The sequence below is a fragment of the Nostoc sp. KVJ3 genome, from assembly GCF_026127265.1.
GTDB lineage: Bacteria > Cyanobacteriota > Cyanobacteriia > Cyanobacteriales > Nostocaceae > Nostoc.
Map to the genome: position 1 here is coordinate 3,687,143 of NZ_WWFG01000001.1, position 16,065 is coordinate 3,703,207.

At 42.9% G+C, this 16,065-nt stretch carries 14 protein-coding genes; 13 read left to right on the forward strand and 1 reads right to left on the reverse strand.

Features of this window, described 5'->3' with window-relative positions; all coding sequences use genetic code 11:
• The first annotated feature begins 96 nt into the window (after nt 1–96).
• Together GTQ43_RS14725 and GTQ43_RS14730 are read left to right on the forward strand one after the other, a co-directional pair.
• Nucleotides 97–267, forward strand: a complete 171-nt coding sequence (locus tag GTQ43_RS14725; protein WP_265273335.1) for a hypothetical protein — start codon at nt 97–99, stop codon at nt 265–267.
• A 337-nt stretch (nt 268–604) separates the two neighbouring features.
• Nucleotides 605–1,570, forward strand: coding sequence for a class I SAM-dependent methyltransferase (locus GTQ43_RS14730; protein ID WP_265273336.1), 966 nt, complete (start codon nt 605–607; stop codon nt 1,568–1,570).
• Nucleotides 1,571–1,769: 199 nt separating this feature from the next.
• On the opposite strand, the gene GTQ43_RS14735 is transcribed toward GTQ43_RS14730, so the two are convergent.
• Nucleotides 1,770–2,582 (reverse strand): hypothetical protein, encoded by an 813-nt coding sequence (locus tag GTQ43_RS14735; RefSeq protein WP_265273337.1) that lies wholly within the window; start codon nt 2,580–2,582, stop codon nt 1,770–1,772.
• Between the two features lie 104 nt (nt 2,583–2,686).
• Between GTQ43_RS14735 and GTQ43_RS14740 the strand changes: the two genes are divergently transcribed.
• The 11 genes from GTQ43_RS14740 to GTQ43_RS14790 all read left to right on the forward strand — a co-directional run bounded on the left by GTQ43_RS14740 (nt 2,687) and on the right by GTQ43_RS14790 (nt 16,029).
• On the forward strand, nt 2,687–3,484 hold the full coding sequence (locus GTQ43_RS14740; RefSeq protein ID WP_265273338.1) for an HAD family hydrolase: 798 nt from the start codon (nt 2,687–2,689) through the stop codon (nt 3,482–3,484).
• 50 nt (nt 3,485–3,534) lie between these two features.
• A complete protein-coding gene (locus GTQ43_RS14745; protein ID WP_265273339.1) occupies nt 3,535–4,269 on the forward strand; it encodes a Uma2 family endonuclease in 735 nt (244 codons plus the stop codon).
• Nucleotides 4,270–4,942: 673 nt separating this feature from the next.
• Entirely contained in the window at nt 4,943–6,385 is a 1,443-nt protein-coding gene (locus GTQ43_RS14750) for a cytochrome ubiquinol oxidase subunit I (RefSeq protein ID WP_265273340.1), read from the forward strand.
• A 120-nt stretch (nt 6,386–6,505) separates the two neighbouring features.
• Nucleotides 6,506–7,519: a cytochrome d ubiquinol oxidase subunit II gene (gene cydB, locus GTQ43_RS14755; RefSeq protein WP_265273342.1), complete on the forward strand. Its 1,014-nt coding sequence runs from the start codon at nt 6,506–6,508 to the stop codon at nt 7,517–7,519.
• Nucleotides 7,520–8,253: 734 nt separating this feature from the next.
• A complete protein-coding gene (locus GTQ43_RS14760; protein WP_265273343.1) occupies nt 8,254–8,424 on the forward strand; it encodes a hypothetical protein in 171 nt (56 codons plus the stop codon).
• A gap of 248 nt (nt 8,425–8,672) precedes the next feature.
• Nucleotides 8,673–9,467, forward strand: coding sequence for a 30S ribosomal protein S2 (gene rpsB, locus GTQ43_RS14765; RefSeq protein WP_265273344.1), 795 nt, complete (start codon nt 8,673–8,675; stop codon nt 9,465–9,467).
• 238 nt (nt 9,468–9,705) lie between these two features.
• The gene (tsf, locus tag GTQ43_RS14770) at nt 9,706–10,650 is read left to right on the forward strand and encodes a translation elongation factor Ts (RefSeq protein WP_265273345.1); all 945 of its coding nucleotides are present in this window, start codon (nt 9,706–9,708) and stop codon (nt 10,648–10,650) included.
• Between the two features lie 257 nt (nt 10,651–10,907).
• On the forward strand, nt 10,908–11,723 hold the full coding sequence (locus GTQ43_RS14775; protein WP_265273346.1) for a hypothetical protein: 816 nt from the start codon (nt 10,908–10,910) through the stop codon (nt 11,721–11,723).
• Between the two features lie 126 nt (nt 11,724–11,849).
• On the forward strand, nt 11,850–14,345 hold the full coding sequence (recG, locus tag GTQ43_RS14780; RefSeq protein ID WP_265273347.1) for an ATP-dependent DNA helicase RecG: 2,496 nt from the start codon (nt 11,850–11,852) through the stop codon (nt 14,343–14,345).
• Between the two features lie 504 nt (nt 14,346–14,849).
• Nucleotides 14,850–15,203, forward strand: a complete 354-nt coding sequence (locus GTQ43_RS14785) for a hypothetical protein (RefSeq protein WP_265273348.1) — start codon at nt 14,850–14,852, stop codon at nt 15,201–15,203.
• 25 nt (nt 15,204–15,228) lie between these two features.
• Nucleotides 15,229–16,029 carry an SDR family oxidoreductase gene (locus tag GTQ43_RS14790; RefSeq protein ID WP_265273349.1) on the forward strand — a complete coding sequence of 267 codons (801 nt, stop codon included), beginning with the start codon at nt 15,229–15,231 and terminating at the stop codon, nt 16,027–16,029.
• The last annotated feature ends 36 nt before the right edge of the window (nt 16,030–16,065 follow it).

Below are 16,065 nucleotides of genomic sequence, written 5' to 3' on the forward strand. Positions count from 1 at the left end.
TGATAAAAGAAATCAGACATACAGGGGCGCATCTTTGAATATCCGAATTGAACGTTTGATTGCATTAACCATAAAGCATTACTCCAAAATTTTAATATGAAAGGCAAAGTCAGGCAACAAATACAAAAGTATGTCGGCTCATACTCCCTTGGAGACAGCGTTATTGAGGAAATGGGCCAAATCTTTACCGCGATCGCACCCATGAAGAGTGCTGAGTTAAAAGACCACGCCACTTGCGGGTGGGGTATCAACCAACTCAAGAGTTAAGAAGATTCCGCCCACAAAGGGCGGGGCTTGTACTAAGTAAGCAAGCACTAAGTAGTTTTTGCTACTCAATATTCAGTACTGAGTGTTGTCAATCCAAATGGAGGCAGGGGAAAAATGTCCTCAGCAATAACTGCCTTCATCGATCTACTACGCGATCGCATACATATTGTCAATAAGTATAAATTATTGAGATTAGTTTAGGTTTATTGAGAATATGATAATCTTCTTGACATGATGTGACCAACCCTCTCTACAGTGACGATGGCGTTGTTTGACAAGTTGGTGAAGTTACATCGTAACCAAGAAACGAGAATTTTAAATACTTAGAGAGTAACGTATGACTGAAAAAACAGTAAAACTGATTGAAGGAAACTTATTGCCAAAAGGAGATTATGTTTCGTCAGGATTTTCCACTATCCAGCCAGATTCATGCTTTCCCTATATAACTTTAGGAAATAAATATGATTCTTTTTGGCTTTACTTGCGGCGGGATATTAATCATAACTGGTATGTGGATAAACGACAAAAAGGTGTAGGATTTGTCAGCAGAGATGAAGCTCATATTCTATATAATACGGCCTTAAAATTTCAAGGGAAAAAAGCTTTAGAAATAGGTTGTTGGATGGGTTGGTCAGCTTGTCATTTGGCTTTAGGAGGAGTAGAGCTAGATGTAATCGATCCGATGCTATCCGAACAATTATTTAATGAAAGCGTCACGGAGTCGCTAAAGTTGGCAGGTGTTAAGGAATCTGTGAATCTAATCCCAGGATATAGCCCTCAAAAAGTAGCAGAAATAGCAAATAAATTTCAACGTAAATGGTCATTGATATTTATAGACGGTAATCACGAAGCACCAGCCCCTCTTAATGATGCAATTATTTGCGAACAAATTGCAGAAGCCGATGCTTTAATTTTGTTTCATGACTTGGCTTCTCCCGACGTAGCTCAAGGCTTAGACTACTTAAAAGAGAAAGGATGGAACACAATGGTGTATCAGACTATGCAAATCATGGGAGTTGCATGGCGAGGAAATGTTGAACCTGTAATACATCAGCCAGATGCTCAAATTGATTGGCATTTACCTCCACATTTAAAAGATTATTTTGTTAGCGGTTCCATTCCAAGTGTGACCAAAGATAAATTTGGAGCAATTCTCAGAGTCCTTCGACCATATACTTTATTAAGTGAAGCAAAGTTATTCTCACTTTATAGCCAGGCACAACAAGTATATTGTTATCTTTTTTGGCTGCCAAAAATGTTACGACAAGCGATCGCTAGAATCAAACCTATCAAAGGCAACTAACTTTCACGATCGTAACGATTCGTCTAAGTAGAGCAGCGTAAATAATTAAAGGTTTGTAGTGAATGCGAATAGCGTCTCTTAGAGAGGACTTTAGCCCTCACTACAAAACATCTCAAGGGCTTAAGTTGATACCCCTGAGCATTGCTGCACCCCTAACAACTCAAAATTTTTATCCTACATTTAATTACGTCATTATTTTCTAGCGCGAGCCTGATTTTTTCATTCCAGGTTGATTTGGCGGAGTTGGGGAATTTGGTTGGCGACTAGTGCGAAAAGTCACATTTACGCCTTCATTCGATTGCTCTAGCACCAGTAGAGGCGTAGGTTTAGCCTTTTGATCCCAATGCATAGTAGCAATCCGACCTTGAAGTGTTGGTTGCCAACTATCTTCATCTTCTATGGGGCTTAGGTAAGTTTCTATACAGTCAATAATTTGACTAATAGTTGCAGATGTTGCTTGCGTTGGTAACTTCATTAACCGGACTTGAATGCGAAACAGCACTCTTTTTGCAGAGTTTCCTGGACTGCCAGTCTCATACTCTACATCAAAAGTTTCATCTACTTGCCGTCCAGTGCTATTAGCAATTCCAACCGATCCAAGTTGTGCTTGATTTGGACGCAGGGCTTGAGTAACTTTATCTTTAATCTGAATCTTCACTTGATTAAGGATTGCAAAATGAAATACCTCCTCTGACATCCGCATTCGCAGATAGTCTAGGTTAAAGTCCCGCGAGTTAACCAAATCGGGATTAGTTTCCATTTTGCGAATCGTTTCCAGCGCCAGCTTAAATTTTTTCTCTAATTCTCGCGCCCGGAATTGTTCAAACTTAAGTTTTTTCTCCAGCTTATCCTTCTGGAGCTTACTATAGACAATTAAAGCAATCACCGCTAAAGCCAGTCCTCCAGAAGTTACCAACAATAATGGTGGTATTTGAGGATTACTTGCTGGCACTTCCTGGGATGCTTTTTTAGGCTTTGACCCTAATTGGGCAATAAATATCGAAGTGGGCATGGTTGGAAACTGAAAAACTTGACTCCTGATGTTTAGGATGCCCAAATATTCCATGCCATCTTGCTGTATGATTATTATTTTTAACAGCTTTTTACAAACTACGTATGTTCAGACACCAGAACATCCCTGCCCTGTCTGAGGTTTCATCTACAAGCTTGAGCAATATTCGTCTGATAGCCACAGATATGGATGGCACATTAACCAGACGAGGAAAATTTACTCCTGCACTACTGCAAGCCTTAGAGGATCTAGCTGCATCTGACATTAAGGTGCTGATTGTTACAGGACGTTCTGCTGGGTGGGTGAGTGGATTGAGTGCGATTATGCCAGTAGCAGGTGCGATCGCAGAAAATGGCGGTTTGTACTTTCCACCTGAAAACCTGGAACCAGTAGTCTTAACAGCCATTTCTGATTTAGCTCAACATCGTCAGCGCTTGGCTATGACTTTTGAGAGATTACAAACTAAATTTCCTCGAATCCAAGAATCTGCTGATAATCGCTTTCGTCTCACCGACTGGACTTTTGATGTAGCTGGTTTGAGTCAAGACGAATTACAAACCCTAGATAGTCTTTGTCAACAAATGGATTGGGGATTTACCTATAGCAACGTGCAGTGTCACATTAAACCCCAAGGGCAAGATAAAGCTGTAGGATTATTGCAGGTGTTGCGCGAATATTTACCTCACTACTCACCAGAACAAATTGTCACCGTTGGCGATAGCCCCAATGATGAAAGTTTATTCGATCGGCGTTATTTTCCTCTTTCTGTAGGCGTGGCAAACGTGCTGGAATATGTGAATCAGTTGAAATATCAACCTGCTTATATTACCAGTGCTGCCGAAGGAGAAGGATTTTGTGAGTTATCTAGTTATATTTTGAAAAGCTTGAACATTCCAAGTTAGGAAAAGCCAAACTTGCTCTACAATAATCTCGTAGCGCTGATTTTACAACCATGACAGCTACTTTACCTGTTGGTATCGAATCAGAAATTTTCTACCCCAGCGCTGATGGTCAACCAGTGGCAGAAACCTACGACCACCTTTATGCCTTGCTCACTACTTTGGAAGTCCTAAAACAGTATCTGGCAGATCGTCAGGCAACAGTATTAGGAAATCAATTTCTTTATTATGCACAAGGCTTTCCCAGGTTGCGGGTAGCCCCAGATGTGATGGTGATTTTTGATGTTGCAGCCGGCGGTCGAGACAACTATAAAATCTGGGAAGAGGGTCAAGTACCCACGGTTATTTTTGAAATGACATCCTTTGGTACTAAGGGACAAGATGAAATTTTCAAAAAGACTCTCTATGAGCAGCTAGGTGTCAAAGAATACTGGCTGTTTGACCCTAAAGGTGAGTGGGTGAAACAACAGCTACGTGGCTATCGCCTACGGGGAGAAGTCTACGAACCCATACAGGATGGACGCAGTGAACCGCTACAACTGCGCTTGGTGATTGAAGGAAGGTTAATTGGGTTTTATCGAGAGGATACAGGAGAAAAATTACTCATCCCTGATGAACTTGTACAGGTTTTACGGCAAGAAGTATTAGCAAGGCAGCAAGCAGAAGCATTGGCAGAACAGGAACGCCAACGGGCAGAACAAGAACGCCAAAGAGCAGAACAGGCCGAATTGCAGATAGAACAATTAAAGGCAAGGTTGCGATCGCTCAATGTAGACCCTGATAAGTAGTCAGACAGAATTAATTACACAATGTCATTGCGAATGGAGGGAAGCGGAATATGCTCCTTCGGAGAACCCGCAGGGTAGCAATTCGCTTACGGCTGGGATTGCAACCCTACAAGACGCTGTTCGCGTTCGCTCGCAATGACTGTAAATATTTTTGTCCGACTACTTACTATTCAGTAATATGCAAATTTTTTTTTGGACAGCTACGTTTTTTCTTTGACATTTAAATTGGCGACGATTTATCAAAACAGAATAGCTAAATTCTTCTTCAAGGTTATAAATTGTTACTAATGTCAAAAGACAGGTTGTAATTCTTTGCTCTGACATTTCGTCAAACTAAAAAATCTATAAAAAATTTAAATAATATCCACATAAATCATTGATGTGGTAGGTTATTTGAGCCATAACTTCCGCCTTTTTGTATTACAACGAATAAGGGATTACGAGATTTTAATTTAAGCAACCTACGCGCAGCTGCGACATCAGGAGAAGGGTAGAAATGTTCCGTTGCCATTTGGCTATGACCGAAGAGGCGGAGGGGCAGGGGTCTCTTACTGGAGCGGAGTACACTCCGTCTCAGTTTTCCCCCTTGCTCCCAGCAAGAACTGCTCCCCTGCTTCTTTTGACCCAAAGATGCTGTGCAAGTCAAGATTTAAAAGAATTCAGAGGTTAGTTCATGGATTTTCTATCGGACACCGTTGCCCTATCGCGGATGCAGTTTGCACTGACGGCGATATTTCACATGCTATGGCCCGTTCTCACCACTGGGATGGGCATTTATCTGGTCATCGTTGAAGGAATGTGGCTAAAAACACGCAATCCCGATTACTACCATCATGCTCGTTTCTGGGCAAAGCTGTATGTCTTGAACTTCGGCATTGGTGTAGCATCCGGTTTGCCAATGGAGTTTCAATTTGGTACGAACTGGGCACCATTTTCTGAAGCGGTAGGCGACTTTTTTGGCAGTATTTTAGGCTTTGAGGCTTCAATGGCATTTATGCTAGAAGCCGGATTTCTGGGTATTATGCTGTTTGGCTGGGAGCGAGTCAACCCAGTGATTCACTATTTCGCCACAATTATGGTTGCCTTTGGCGCAAACCTATCTACCTTCTGGATTTTGGCGGCAAATTCCTGGCTGCAAACACCAGCCGGTGGAGAAATGGTGAACGGGAAGTTTGTTGTCGATGATTACTTTCAGGCAATCTTAAATCCCTTCATGCTTAACAGCGTCTCTCACATGTTTTTAGCGACGCTGGAAACTTCTCTGTTTGTGATTGGGGGAATTAGCGCCTGGTATATTCTCAACAACCGTCATGAGGCTTTCTTTGCGCGATCGCTCAAAATTGTCTTGGCAACTGCGATCGCTGTAACCCCATTACAAATCTATATCGGACACCTCAGCGCCGAGCAGGTAGCCGATTATCAGCCTACCAAACTCGCGGCAATGGAAGCCAAGTGGGAAACGAGTCCAGCCGGACAGCCCGCGCCCTGGAGTGTGGTGGCATTGCCCAATAACCAGACCGAGCAAAACGACTGGGAAATCTCAATTCCCAACGGCTTAGGCTACATTTTAGAATTCAAAAAGAACCTGTCTAAACCCGTTCTCGGACTGAAGCATTGGAAGCCTGAAGATCGCCCCCGGATGGTGGGTTTGATTTATTACGCCTTCCGCCTCATGAGTGGTATTGGCTTCTTTTTAGCTGGATTGATGGGCATTAGTGTGATTCAGTGGTTACGGGGTAAACTCTCATCAGAGGCGATCGCCCAACAGAGATGGCTACTGCGAATCTGGATTTTAGCGGCTCCACTGGGCTATATTGCCGTGGAATCGGGCTGGATTGTACGTTGCGTTGGGCGGCAACCTTGGGTGCTTTACGGGCAAATTCGCACCGCAGATGGAGTTTCTCACCTACCTGCTAGTGAGGTCTTAACATCTCTGGTGATTTTTGCTGGAATTTATACAGCCCTGTTTATTTGTGCCTTATTCTTTGGTAGTCGAATCATTCGTCAAGGCCCCAATCTGGAGCTTCCAGTTCCAGGTATTGATACTCAACCTGCGGTAGAAACTACTCCGGCTAAGTTTGTTCCAGATCAACGTCCTGTTGAAGCACAGCAATGAGAAGTGCTGAGTTCCGTTAGCAGTAGCGGGGCTTTAGCCAGTACTTTTTCTTCCCTACGGGACGCTACGCGAACACGCAGAACTCAATACTCAACACTCAGCACTCAGTAAGGTAACTGTATGGAGAATCTAGAACACTTTTTAGCGCAGGTTTGGTTTGTCATCTTGGCTCTGTTTTTATTTCTCTACGTCATGTTAGACGGGTTTGATCTAGGCGTAGGCATCCTGTCCCTAACCAGTTCCAATGAGGAGCGACGCGACATCTTAATGACGAGTTTGGGTAATATTTGGGATGCGAATGAAACTTGGTTGGTGTTGATGGGAGGTGCTTTGTTTGGGGCATTTCCTCTTGCTTATGGCACCATTTTGAATGCGCTCTACATTCCCATTTTTGGGATGATATTTGGGTTAATTTTTCGGGCTGTGGCCTTTGAGTTTCGAGAGCATTCGACGAATAAAGTGTTTTGGAATGTGGCCTTTGGAGTTGGTAGCTTTATGGCGGCGCTGTTTCAAGGATTTGCTCTGGGCAGCATTTTGGAAGGCATTACGGTAGATGAATCAGGTCATTTCATCGGCACTATGTGGGATTGGCTGGATTGGCGATCGCTCTTAGTTTCCTTGACATTAATCCAGGGTTATGTATTGATTGGCTCCACCTATCTCATTTTAAAAACCGAAGGAGAACTTCAAACCTCCCATTACCGCACAGCAAAACTTGCTGCATGGACAACGCTTTTAGGTGCAATCTTAATCACCATCGCTACCCCTGTTGTGTATGAAAATGCCAGGGCAAAGTTATTTCACCAGCCAGAAGTGTATCTATTTTCAGTCATTCCAGTGCTAGGTGTGCTGCTGATTGGGCTATTGATTAAAAGCCTGAACCGTAAAGAAGAAACTACTCCCCTCGTTTGGACAGTGCTGCTTTTCCTACTTACCTTTGTGGGGTTAGGATTAGTTGTTTTTCCCTATATTATCCCCCCAGGCATCACCATTTATCAGGCAGCAGCAGCACCTAGTGCATTAGTCTTCATGATTATCTTCATTGGATTTCTGATTCCAATTATGTTGTTCTACAACATCTACAATTACATTGTGTTTCGAGGGAAAGTAGCAGACACACATTATGGAGGATAGTTCAGGAGTGCCTCGGCTTATAGTACTGAGTGCTGAGTAACCAAGAGAGATAAATCTAGGGGATTGATCTTGGACGTATTAAATATACGCTACACATCTCGAACTAAATATTTATTTCTTTTTCCATGACTTTTAAGCAGTTGCTCTCAGACCTTCTGAAATGAATAGGACTTACGCAAAAAATAGCCAAAACCCTTATTCTCCGGTAGGGGCAATTCATGAATTGCCCCTACGCCGTATAGTTTTGCGTAAGTCCTAATGAAGTGCAATTATTACTTTTTTTTACTTAGAGTGTTCCAAAAAATAAATGATCCAAAGCCCGTCATTGCGAGCGAAGCGAAGCAATCACAGCACAGCCCTTGAGATTGCTTCGCTTCGCTCGCAATGACAATTGGGCATTTTTTTACTTGGAGTACTCTTAGCACTCGTTACGAGCTAAACGCCCCGCTATTCGCGTACAGCACTCAGCACTGTTTTGGTGATACCAATTTGAGAAATGATTGTTGATTTTTGTCCAAAGTCCAATTTGCCACATTTATTACCTCGGACAGAATACAATGGATGGGTGTCTACCGCGTTTCAATCTCGGAAATCTCAACAGTACTGATTTGATTAATGAGACTGTTTTATACAGTCATTGGTCAAAGGTTAGAATTTTATTTCCAACTTCCACTAGAAAGTCCAAGACCAATGTAGAGTCAAGAATTTACCTTTAAATACTGAGGTATGAAATTATGCAAGAAATTGAAAGATTCTTTGGCAACTTGTTCAGTGGCATACTCAACCGTTTTAAGTATTCTGCGATGGACGCTGCCGATCGCAAAATGAGAGAAACTATTGACGAGCAGGTAGAACAACGGCGGCAAAAACCCAAGCCGAAGGATCAAGAAGACCGCGATTTGTAATGATGCTCTCTACGAGATGCTAAAAGCGAAAGAAGACTCGCTAACCTAATTCGTCATTTTTGAGTTAAATCAAGCATAGCGCTTCCTAATTGTTGAGTGGGCAGCGCTATTTTATCCGCCCACCAAACTCTTGCGAATGTGCTAACCTAGTATGGTTAACTAATCTCGCACATCTGAGAATTCGGGTGTTTCCCAGTTGGGAAATGCACTTGGATGGAGGTTTAACCCGAATCGGAGTAAGAAAATATATGCCAGTAGTTTCATTGGCTCAAATGATGGAGTCAGGGGTTCACTTTGGGCATCAGACCCGGCGTTGGAACCCAAAAATGTCTCCTTACATTTATACTTCCCGGAATGGTGTGCATATTATCGACTTGGTGCAAACTGCCCAGTTGATGGATAATGCTTACAACTACATGCGATCGCACGCAGAACAAGGGAAGAAATTTCTTTTTGTCGGCACCAAGCGCCAAGCAGCTGGAATTATTGCTCAAGAAGCTAGTCGTTGTGGTTCCCACTACATTAACCAACGCTGGTTGGGCGGAATGTTGACCAACTGGGCAACTATCAAAACACGAGTTGACCGTCTGAAAGATTTAGAACGCCGTGAAGAAACTGGCGCACTAGATTTATTACCGAAAAAAGAAGCCTCTATGCTCCGTCGAGAAATGACGAAGCTTCAGAAATACTTGGGCGGCATTAAAACAATGCGGAAAGTACCTGATATCGTGGTCATTGTAGACCAACGGCGGGAATATAACGCAGTTCAAGAATGCCAAAAGCTGAATATTCCCATTGTATCCATGCTGGATACAAACTGTGACCCAGATGTAGTAGATATCCCCATCCCAGCAAACGACGATGCTATCAGATCGATTAAGCTGATAGTCGGAAAATTGGCGGATGCCATCTATGAAGGTCGTCACGGTCAGCTAGATACTGAAGATGATTACGAAGATTACGACGGTAGTGAGTATGACGAAGACTATGAAGAAACCGAATATACTGATGCCGTAATTCCCGACGAGGAAACAGAAGAATAGTGAAGAGTTCTGAGTGCTGAGTCCTGAGTAAGATAGAAAGACTCAGCAAATTAGATAGTGCTGAGTCTTGATTTTTGAAGTTGTAAGTTGTGATTTGTCAATGAAGAATAAAATTGATAACTGAACACTCAAAACTCAGCACGGGCTAAACGCCCCGCTTACGCTAACAAAATTCAGCACTCAACACTAAATTAGGTGAGTGATTACAACTCGAGGTCAAGTTAGGAATTGAGGCAACATGGCGGAAATATCTGCAAAACTCGTCCAAGAGCTACGCCAAAAAACCGGCGCCGGCATGATGGACTGCAAAAAGGCGCTGATAGAGACTGAAGGCAACATAGAAGAAGCCGCAGACTGGCTACGGAAAAAGGGCATCTCTAAAGCAGGGGCAAAAAGCGATCGCATTGCGGCAGAAGGTCTAGTAGACACTTATATTCAGCCCGGTGGTCGAGTAGGTGTACTTATAGAAGTAAACTGCCAAACCGACTTTGTGGCTCGTAACGAGGCTTTTAAAGCTTTAGTTAAGAACCTGGCAAAGCAAGCAGCGACTGCTGATAGTGTTGAGTCTTTGTTGGCTCAAGACTATGCTGAGAGTTCAAGCGGGACTGTAGAAGAATTCATCAAGCAAACTATTGCTACCCTCGGTGAAAATATCCAAGTACGTCGCTTTATCAATTTTGCATTAGCAGAAGGCACGCAAGGAGTAGTAGACAGCTACATTCACACTGGCGGTCGAGTTGGTGTATTAGTAGAACTGGGTTCTGAAAGTGAATCAGTAGCTGCTAATTCAGAGTTCCAAACCTTGGCACGGAATACTGCAATGCAAGTTGCAGCTTGTCCAAATGTCGAGTATGTGAGCGTAGACCAAATCCCTGCCGAAATTGCCCAAAAAGAAAAAGACATTGAAATGGGTAAGGATGATTTGGCAAATAAGCCAGATAACATCAAAGAAAAAATTGTTCAGGGACGGATTGAAAAACGCCTGAAAGAATTGACTTTGCTCGATCAGCCTTACATCCGCGATCAGAGTATCTCTGTAGAAGACCTCTTAAAGCAAGCGAAGACGCAATTAGGCACAGAGATTCAAGTGACTCGCTTTGTCCGCTATATATTGGGCGAAGGCATTGATAAGCAAGAAATTAGCTTTGCTGATGAAGTCGCTGCACAAATTGGCAGCAAGTAGTATTTAGAGACGTGATGAATCGCGTCTCTAAATATTAAGACGCGATTCATCGCGTCTGTACAAGAATTAGTTTCATAATTCTTAACTCCTAAGTGGTTAAACGACAGGTCAAGCAAATAGCCTGACCTGTATTTTTTTTAGTAGAGACGCGAAATATAGTATTTAATTTAAAATCTAAAAACCTTTGGGAAGTTATTATAAAATAAATTCGTACATTTGTACTATGTAATAGTTCACATGGACAAGAACGAAAAGATATGGCAAGAGCAATCGAGCGAATTGAACGGGATATTGCAGCACTAAAAGAAGCGATTCGGGCGATCGCACTAGAACTACAAAACGCTTATGCTAGTTATCTAAACACCTTGGGGCTAGCTGTACGAAAACAGTTGATTTTGGCGAGTTACCATCTTTGTACCCAAGGGTATCCCGAAAACTTTCTGCATCTGTCATTGAATCAGCGCCAGCAACTGCAACAAGCTATCCGCAAGTTGGGTCAGGTGGCAGCAGAGCAGTTGCTCGCTTTGATAAAAAGTGAGGAAGCTGGGGGAGATGAGGGAGTAACATCTTCTGGACTTCCAGATGCCTCTAATCCTCAGCTTCTCACCCTGGATACCTCTAATCCTATAGAACTGGCAAAATGGCAACAGAACTTAGAAGAGGTCACGCAAGAGATACTGAAAAAACTTTCCCATGATGCTAATCTTTTATTACAAAAATCTGGGGTATTACCCAAAAAATTACCAGAACCGATTTTAGCGGCTGCGGCTGCTGCTGCGGCTGCATCAGAAGCATCTGCTGAGGTCATGCCAGGGCCGCCCAACTTATTAAACTTAGTAATTGAAATTGAAAATGAGCAGCAGTCAGAAGATTCTGGACTGACGCAAATCATGGCTATTAACCTGCGGCTAGGAGAAATTGAATTTGCTGATGTGACACTCTCCTCTGAGCGTAGGCAAATTCGTAGTATTTTAGTTCAGCTAAACAAGCTAGGACGAGAGTATCAAAAGAAACATCGGGAAAGAGCGATCGCAGAAGCTGAAGCTGCATGGCGTGCTAGTTGGTTTGAATAAAGTTATGAGTTATGAATTATGAGTTAGGAGTTATTTATTCCTAACTCCTGTACAGACGCGATTAATCACATTTGCCCTGTACAGACGCGATTAATCGCGTCTCCTTACTCCTCACTCTACTGACCGATGATTAATGAAAAACCAGATTGGATACGATTGCACAAAGCCTTGGCAATAGAAGCCGAACGGGGCTTTACAGACTTGATGGGCAGAGAATACCGTTTTAGTGAATTTCTCAGCCTAACTTTGGGCAAATTTCCAACAGGCTTACCCCAAACTGAACGCCGCCGTTGGCAAGGACTAGCGGTACAATTTGCTAGTTATCCACATCTGGCACTGGAAGAAAGACAACATTTAGTAGCAGAAACTCGTAGGTATCTCTCCCAACTACAGCAACAGGAGGAGGGGGAGGAAGGAACGCAGGGGAGCAGAGGAGCAGGGGAGCAGAGGAGAACTTATCAATCCCAAATCCCGAATCCCAAATCTCCAATTGTTACTGAAGTTAGTCGGCGGCTTGCACCAAACATTGACCAAAAACTCAGTGATTTACCAGAAATAGGCTTCAAAAAAGCTGATAATTTGGCCAGGCTTGGTTTACACACCGTCCGCGATTTGCTTTTTTACTATCCTCGTGACCATATTGATTATGCGCGTCAGGTGAATATCCGCGAGTTACAGGCGGGTGAGACAGTGACAATAGTCGCTACAGTGAAGCGTTGCAACTGCTTTACTAGCCCTAAAAATCAGAAATTATCAATTTTAGAACTGGTTGTAAAAGATAATAGCGGTCAACTCAAAATTGGTCGTTTTTACGCAGGTACGCGCTTTAGCAGTCGCGCTTGGCAAGAAAGTTTAAAACGCCGTTATGCAGTAGGTAGTATTTTAGCGGCGTGCGGGTTGGTGAAAGAAAGTAAATACGGCTTGACATTGGATAATCCCGAACTAGAGGTTTTGGCAAATCCAGGAGATTCTATTGAGTCGCTGAATATTGGGCGGGTAGTGCCAATTTATGGATTGACTGAAGGCGTGGTAGCGAATACAGTCCGACAAGCGGTAATTGCTGCTTTGCCGGCTGCGGCTAACCTGAAAGATCCTTTGCCAAGTGGTTTGCGACAGAAATATGGTTTGATGGAATTGAAAGATGCGATCGCTAACATCCACTTTCCAGATGATAGCGCTGCTCTGCAAGTTGCCCGTCGTCGCCTAGTTTTTGATGAATTTTTCTACCTCCAACTTGGGTTACTGCAACGTCAGCAGCAAGCAAGGGCAATTCAAACTAGCGCCATCCTCGTCCCACGAGGTCAACTTGTAGAGAAATTCCACGAAATACTACCTTTTAAACTCACTAACGCCCAGCAACGAGTTCTCAACGACATTCTCAACGATTTACAAAAACCCGTACCAATGAATCGTTTGGTGCAAGGTGATGTCGGTTCTGGTAAAACAGTCGTTGCCGTGCTAGCTATCCTTGCAGCAATTCAATCTGGCTACCAAGCGGCGCTGATGGCTCCCACAGAAGTTTTAGCAGAACAACATTATCGCAAGTTAGTTAGTTGGTTTAACCTGCTGCATTTACCAGTGGAATTACTGACAGGTTCCACTAAAACAGCGAAACGAAGACAAATCCATTCTCAGTTAGGAACTGGTGAATTACCTCTGTTAGTGGGAACTCATGCTTTGATTCAAGATTCTGTGAGCTTCCAGCGACTAGGGTTAGTGGTAATAGATGAACAGCATCGTTTTGGTGTAGAACAACGGGCCCGTTTGCAGCAAAAAGGCGAACAACCTCATGTGTTAACTATGACAGCTACTCCAATTCCCCGAACTTTGGCACTGACGATCCACGGGGATTTAGATGTCAGCCAGATTGATGAACTACCACCAGGACGACAAAAGATTCAGACAACAGTATTATCCGGTCAGCAACGCAACCATGCTTACGACCTAATCCGCCGAGAAGTTGCCCAAGGTAGACAAGTTTACGTGGTTTTGCCCTTGGTAGAGGAATCAGAAAAACTGGATTTGCGATCGGCTGTTGAGGAGCATCAAAAGCTACAAGAAAGTATTTTTCCTGAGTTTCAAGTGGGGCTGCTACACGGTCGGATGAGTTCAGCCGAAAAGGATGAATCAATTACCAAATTTCGCGATAACCAAACGCAAATTTTGGTTTCTACTACCGTTGTTGAAGTTGGTGTAGACGTACCGAATGCAACAGTGATGCTCATTGAAAATGCGGAGCGATTTGGACTGTCACAATTGCACCAACTACGGGGGCGTGTCGGTCGTGGTGCGGCTCAGTCCTATTGTCTGTTGATGAGCAGTTCTAGAAGTCCTGATGCTCAACAACGGCTAAAGGTGTTGGAACAGTCTCAGGATGGCTTTTTCATCTCTGAAATGGATATGCGTTTTCGCGGCCCAGGACAAGTACTGGGAACTCGTCAATCAGGAGTGCCAGATTTTACCTTAGCGAGTTTAGTTGAAGATGAAGAAGTTTTACTTTTAGCACGGCAAGCAGCAGAGAAAATTATAGAGATGGATGTGACTTTAGAGCGCTGGTATTTGATGAAAGAAGAGTTGAAATATCGGTATGAGCGGTTGATGGGTGGGGCGATTTTGACATAATAATTTTAGAGCAACTTTCTATTTTCAAATGTCGAACATTTCCAATTGGTATAAAATCTGTCTTTAAATATATTCCTATACCATTCTTGATAATTTTGTGTAAGTCCTGTCATAGAGTCACGTAGAAGATGAACGGCGACTAGCTTACAACATAGTCAGAGTGCAAGCATTTATGAAAAATATTTTCGTAATATGCTTGATTATTCTGGCTGTCTGTGATATTTTTCTCCTTATGTCCTAAAAATACGGTAAATCGATAGATTTGCAGTATTAAGCTAAATATAATTAACGTAGTCGGTCTAAAATGGCTTTTAAGTCTAATAGAAGCAGGTCAGTTGCGTCTTTCCATTGATTTAGAAGCTTCTTGGACACAAATAGCTGACGTAGCCCAACAACTACTCGACAGAATAATTCGTAGTTCGTAATTAATTCTCTTTTCATGCACTCGTTTATAGAGAAAGAATAATTTTCCTCTTGTTGCAATTAAGCAGATTTATCAGTGGGATGATAATTACGAATTATGCTGACTTCTGGTTGAAACTAGATCAGCTTGTAGCGGTTACTAAGCTCAAGATAGATCGTCCAAAGGGGACATTACATCCACGTTATCCATCTTTCATTTATCCGTTAGATTATGGATATTTACAAGGTACTCGCTCTGGAGATGGGAATGATATTGATGTCTGGATAGGTAGCTTGTCTAGTCAAACAGTAACTGCGGTTATTTGTAGTATTGATTTAGAAAAGCGAGATACAGAAATCAAGATACTTCTGGGTTGTACATCCGAGGAAAATTCATTGATTTTGGATATCCATAATACAGGTTCTCAATCGGCAATATTATTGGTTCGCAAGTAAATTACATTTTTGAGTGTAAGTTTGTATGAGCTTAGAACTAAAACTATCAGGTAAAACAGCGATCGTTACAGGAGGAAGTGCGGGAATTGGTTTAGCAACCGCTAAGGCACTCTATAGTGAGGGTGTGAATGTTGCGATCGCAGCCCGCAATCAAGAAAGACTAGAAAATGCCGTAGCTGCCATCCAATCCCTACCCACGTCAGGGGCAAAAGTGATTGCTATCAGCGCTGATTTAACAAAAGCAGAGGATGTTGAAAAAGTTGTTTCAACCACCTTAGCCCAGTTTAATCAGATTGATATCTTGATTAATAACGCTGGTTCAGCCCGTGCTGGGTCTTTCCTGGAATCCACTGATGATTTATTTTTGGATGCTTGGAACTTAAAATTATTGGGCTACATCCGCTTAGTTAGAGCCGTTGTCCCCCATCAAAAAAGTCGCGGTGATGGCCGGATTGTCAATATAGTCGGCGGTGCAGGACGTACACCCCGCCCTAACTTCCTAGCTGGTGGTACAAGCAATGCTGCTTTGCTGAACTTCACAAAGGGCATTTCTAAAGAGTTAGCCGAGTACAATATTCGCATTAATGCGATCTCACCTGGTGCTACAGCTACTGAGCGTGCCGAAACTTTAGCTCGGCAAAACGCCCAAGCGCAAGGGATCACTGTTGAGCAAGTAAAGGCACAAAATATCCAAAATATTCCTTTAAAAAGAATCGCCCAGCCAGAAGAAATTGCTGCACTGGCGCTATTTTTGGTGTCTGATTTAGCTGCATCGATTACAGGGACAGAGATTATCGTTGATGGCGGCTCTACTCCTGGTGTTTAGCAGACGCGATGAATCGCGTCTCTACATTGTAAAAAC

Bases quoted from the DNA above. Each gene is read 5' to 3' on its own strand.
- GTQ43_RS14725 (WP_265273335.1), top strand. From the start codon at position 97: ATGAAAGGCAAAGTCAGGCAACAAATACAAAAGTATGTCGGCTCATAC.
- GTQ43_RS14730 (WP_265273336.1), top strand. From the start codon at position 605: ATGACTGAAAAAACAGTAAAACTGATTGAAGGAAACTTATTGCCAAAA.
- GTQ43_RS14735 (WP_265273337.1), bottom strand. From the start codon at position 2,582: ATGCCCACTTCGATATTTATTGCCCAATTAGGGTCAAAGCCTAAAAAA.
- GTQ43_RS14740 (WP_265273338.1), top strand. From the start codon at position 2,687: ATGTTCAGACACCAGAACATCCCTGCCCTGTCTGAGGTTTCATCTACA.
- GTQ43_RS14745 (WP_265273339.1), top strand. From the start codon at position 3,535: ATGACAGCTACTTTACCTGTTGGTATCGAATCAGAAATTTTCTACCCC.
- GTQ43_RS14750 (WP_265273340.1), top strand. From the start codon at position 4,943: ATGGATTTTCTATCGGACACCGTTGCCCTATCGCGGATGCAGTTTGCA.
- cydB (WP_265273342.1), top strand. From the start codon at position 6,506: ATGGAGAATCTAGAACACTTTTTAGCGCAGGTTTGGTTTGTCATCTTG.
- GTQ43_RS14760 (WP_265273343.1), top strand. From the start codon at position 8,254: ATGCAAGAAATTGAAAGATTCTTTGGCAACTTGTTCAGTGGCATACTC.
- rpsB (WP_265273344.1), top strand. From the start codon at position 8,673: ATGCCAGTAGTTTCATTGGCTCAAATGATGGAGTCAGGGGTTCACTTT.
- tsf (WP_265273345.1), top strand. From the start codon at position 9,706: ATGGCGGAAATATCTGCAAAACTCGTCCAAGAGCTACGCCAAAAAACC.
- GTQ43_RS14775 (WP_265273346.1), top strand. From the start codon at position 10,908: ATGGCAAGAGCAATCGAGCGAATTGAACGGGATATTGCAGCACTAAAA.
- recG (WP_265273347.1), top strand. From the start codon at position 11,850: ATGATTAATGAAAAACCAGATTGGATACGATTGCACAAAGCCTTGGCA.
- GTQ43_RS14785 (WP_265273348.1), top strand. From the start codon at position 14,850: ATGATAATTACGAATTATGCTGACTTCTGGTTGAAACTAGATCAGCTT.
- GTQ43_RS14790 (WP_265273349.1), top strand. From the start codon at position 15,229: ATGAGCTTAGAACTAAAACTATCAGGTAAAACAGCGATCGTTACAGGA.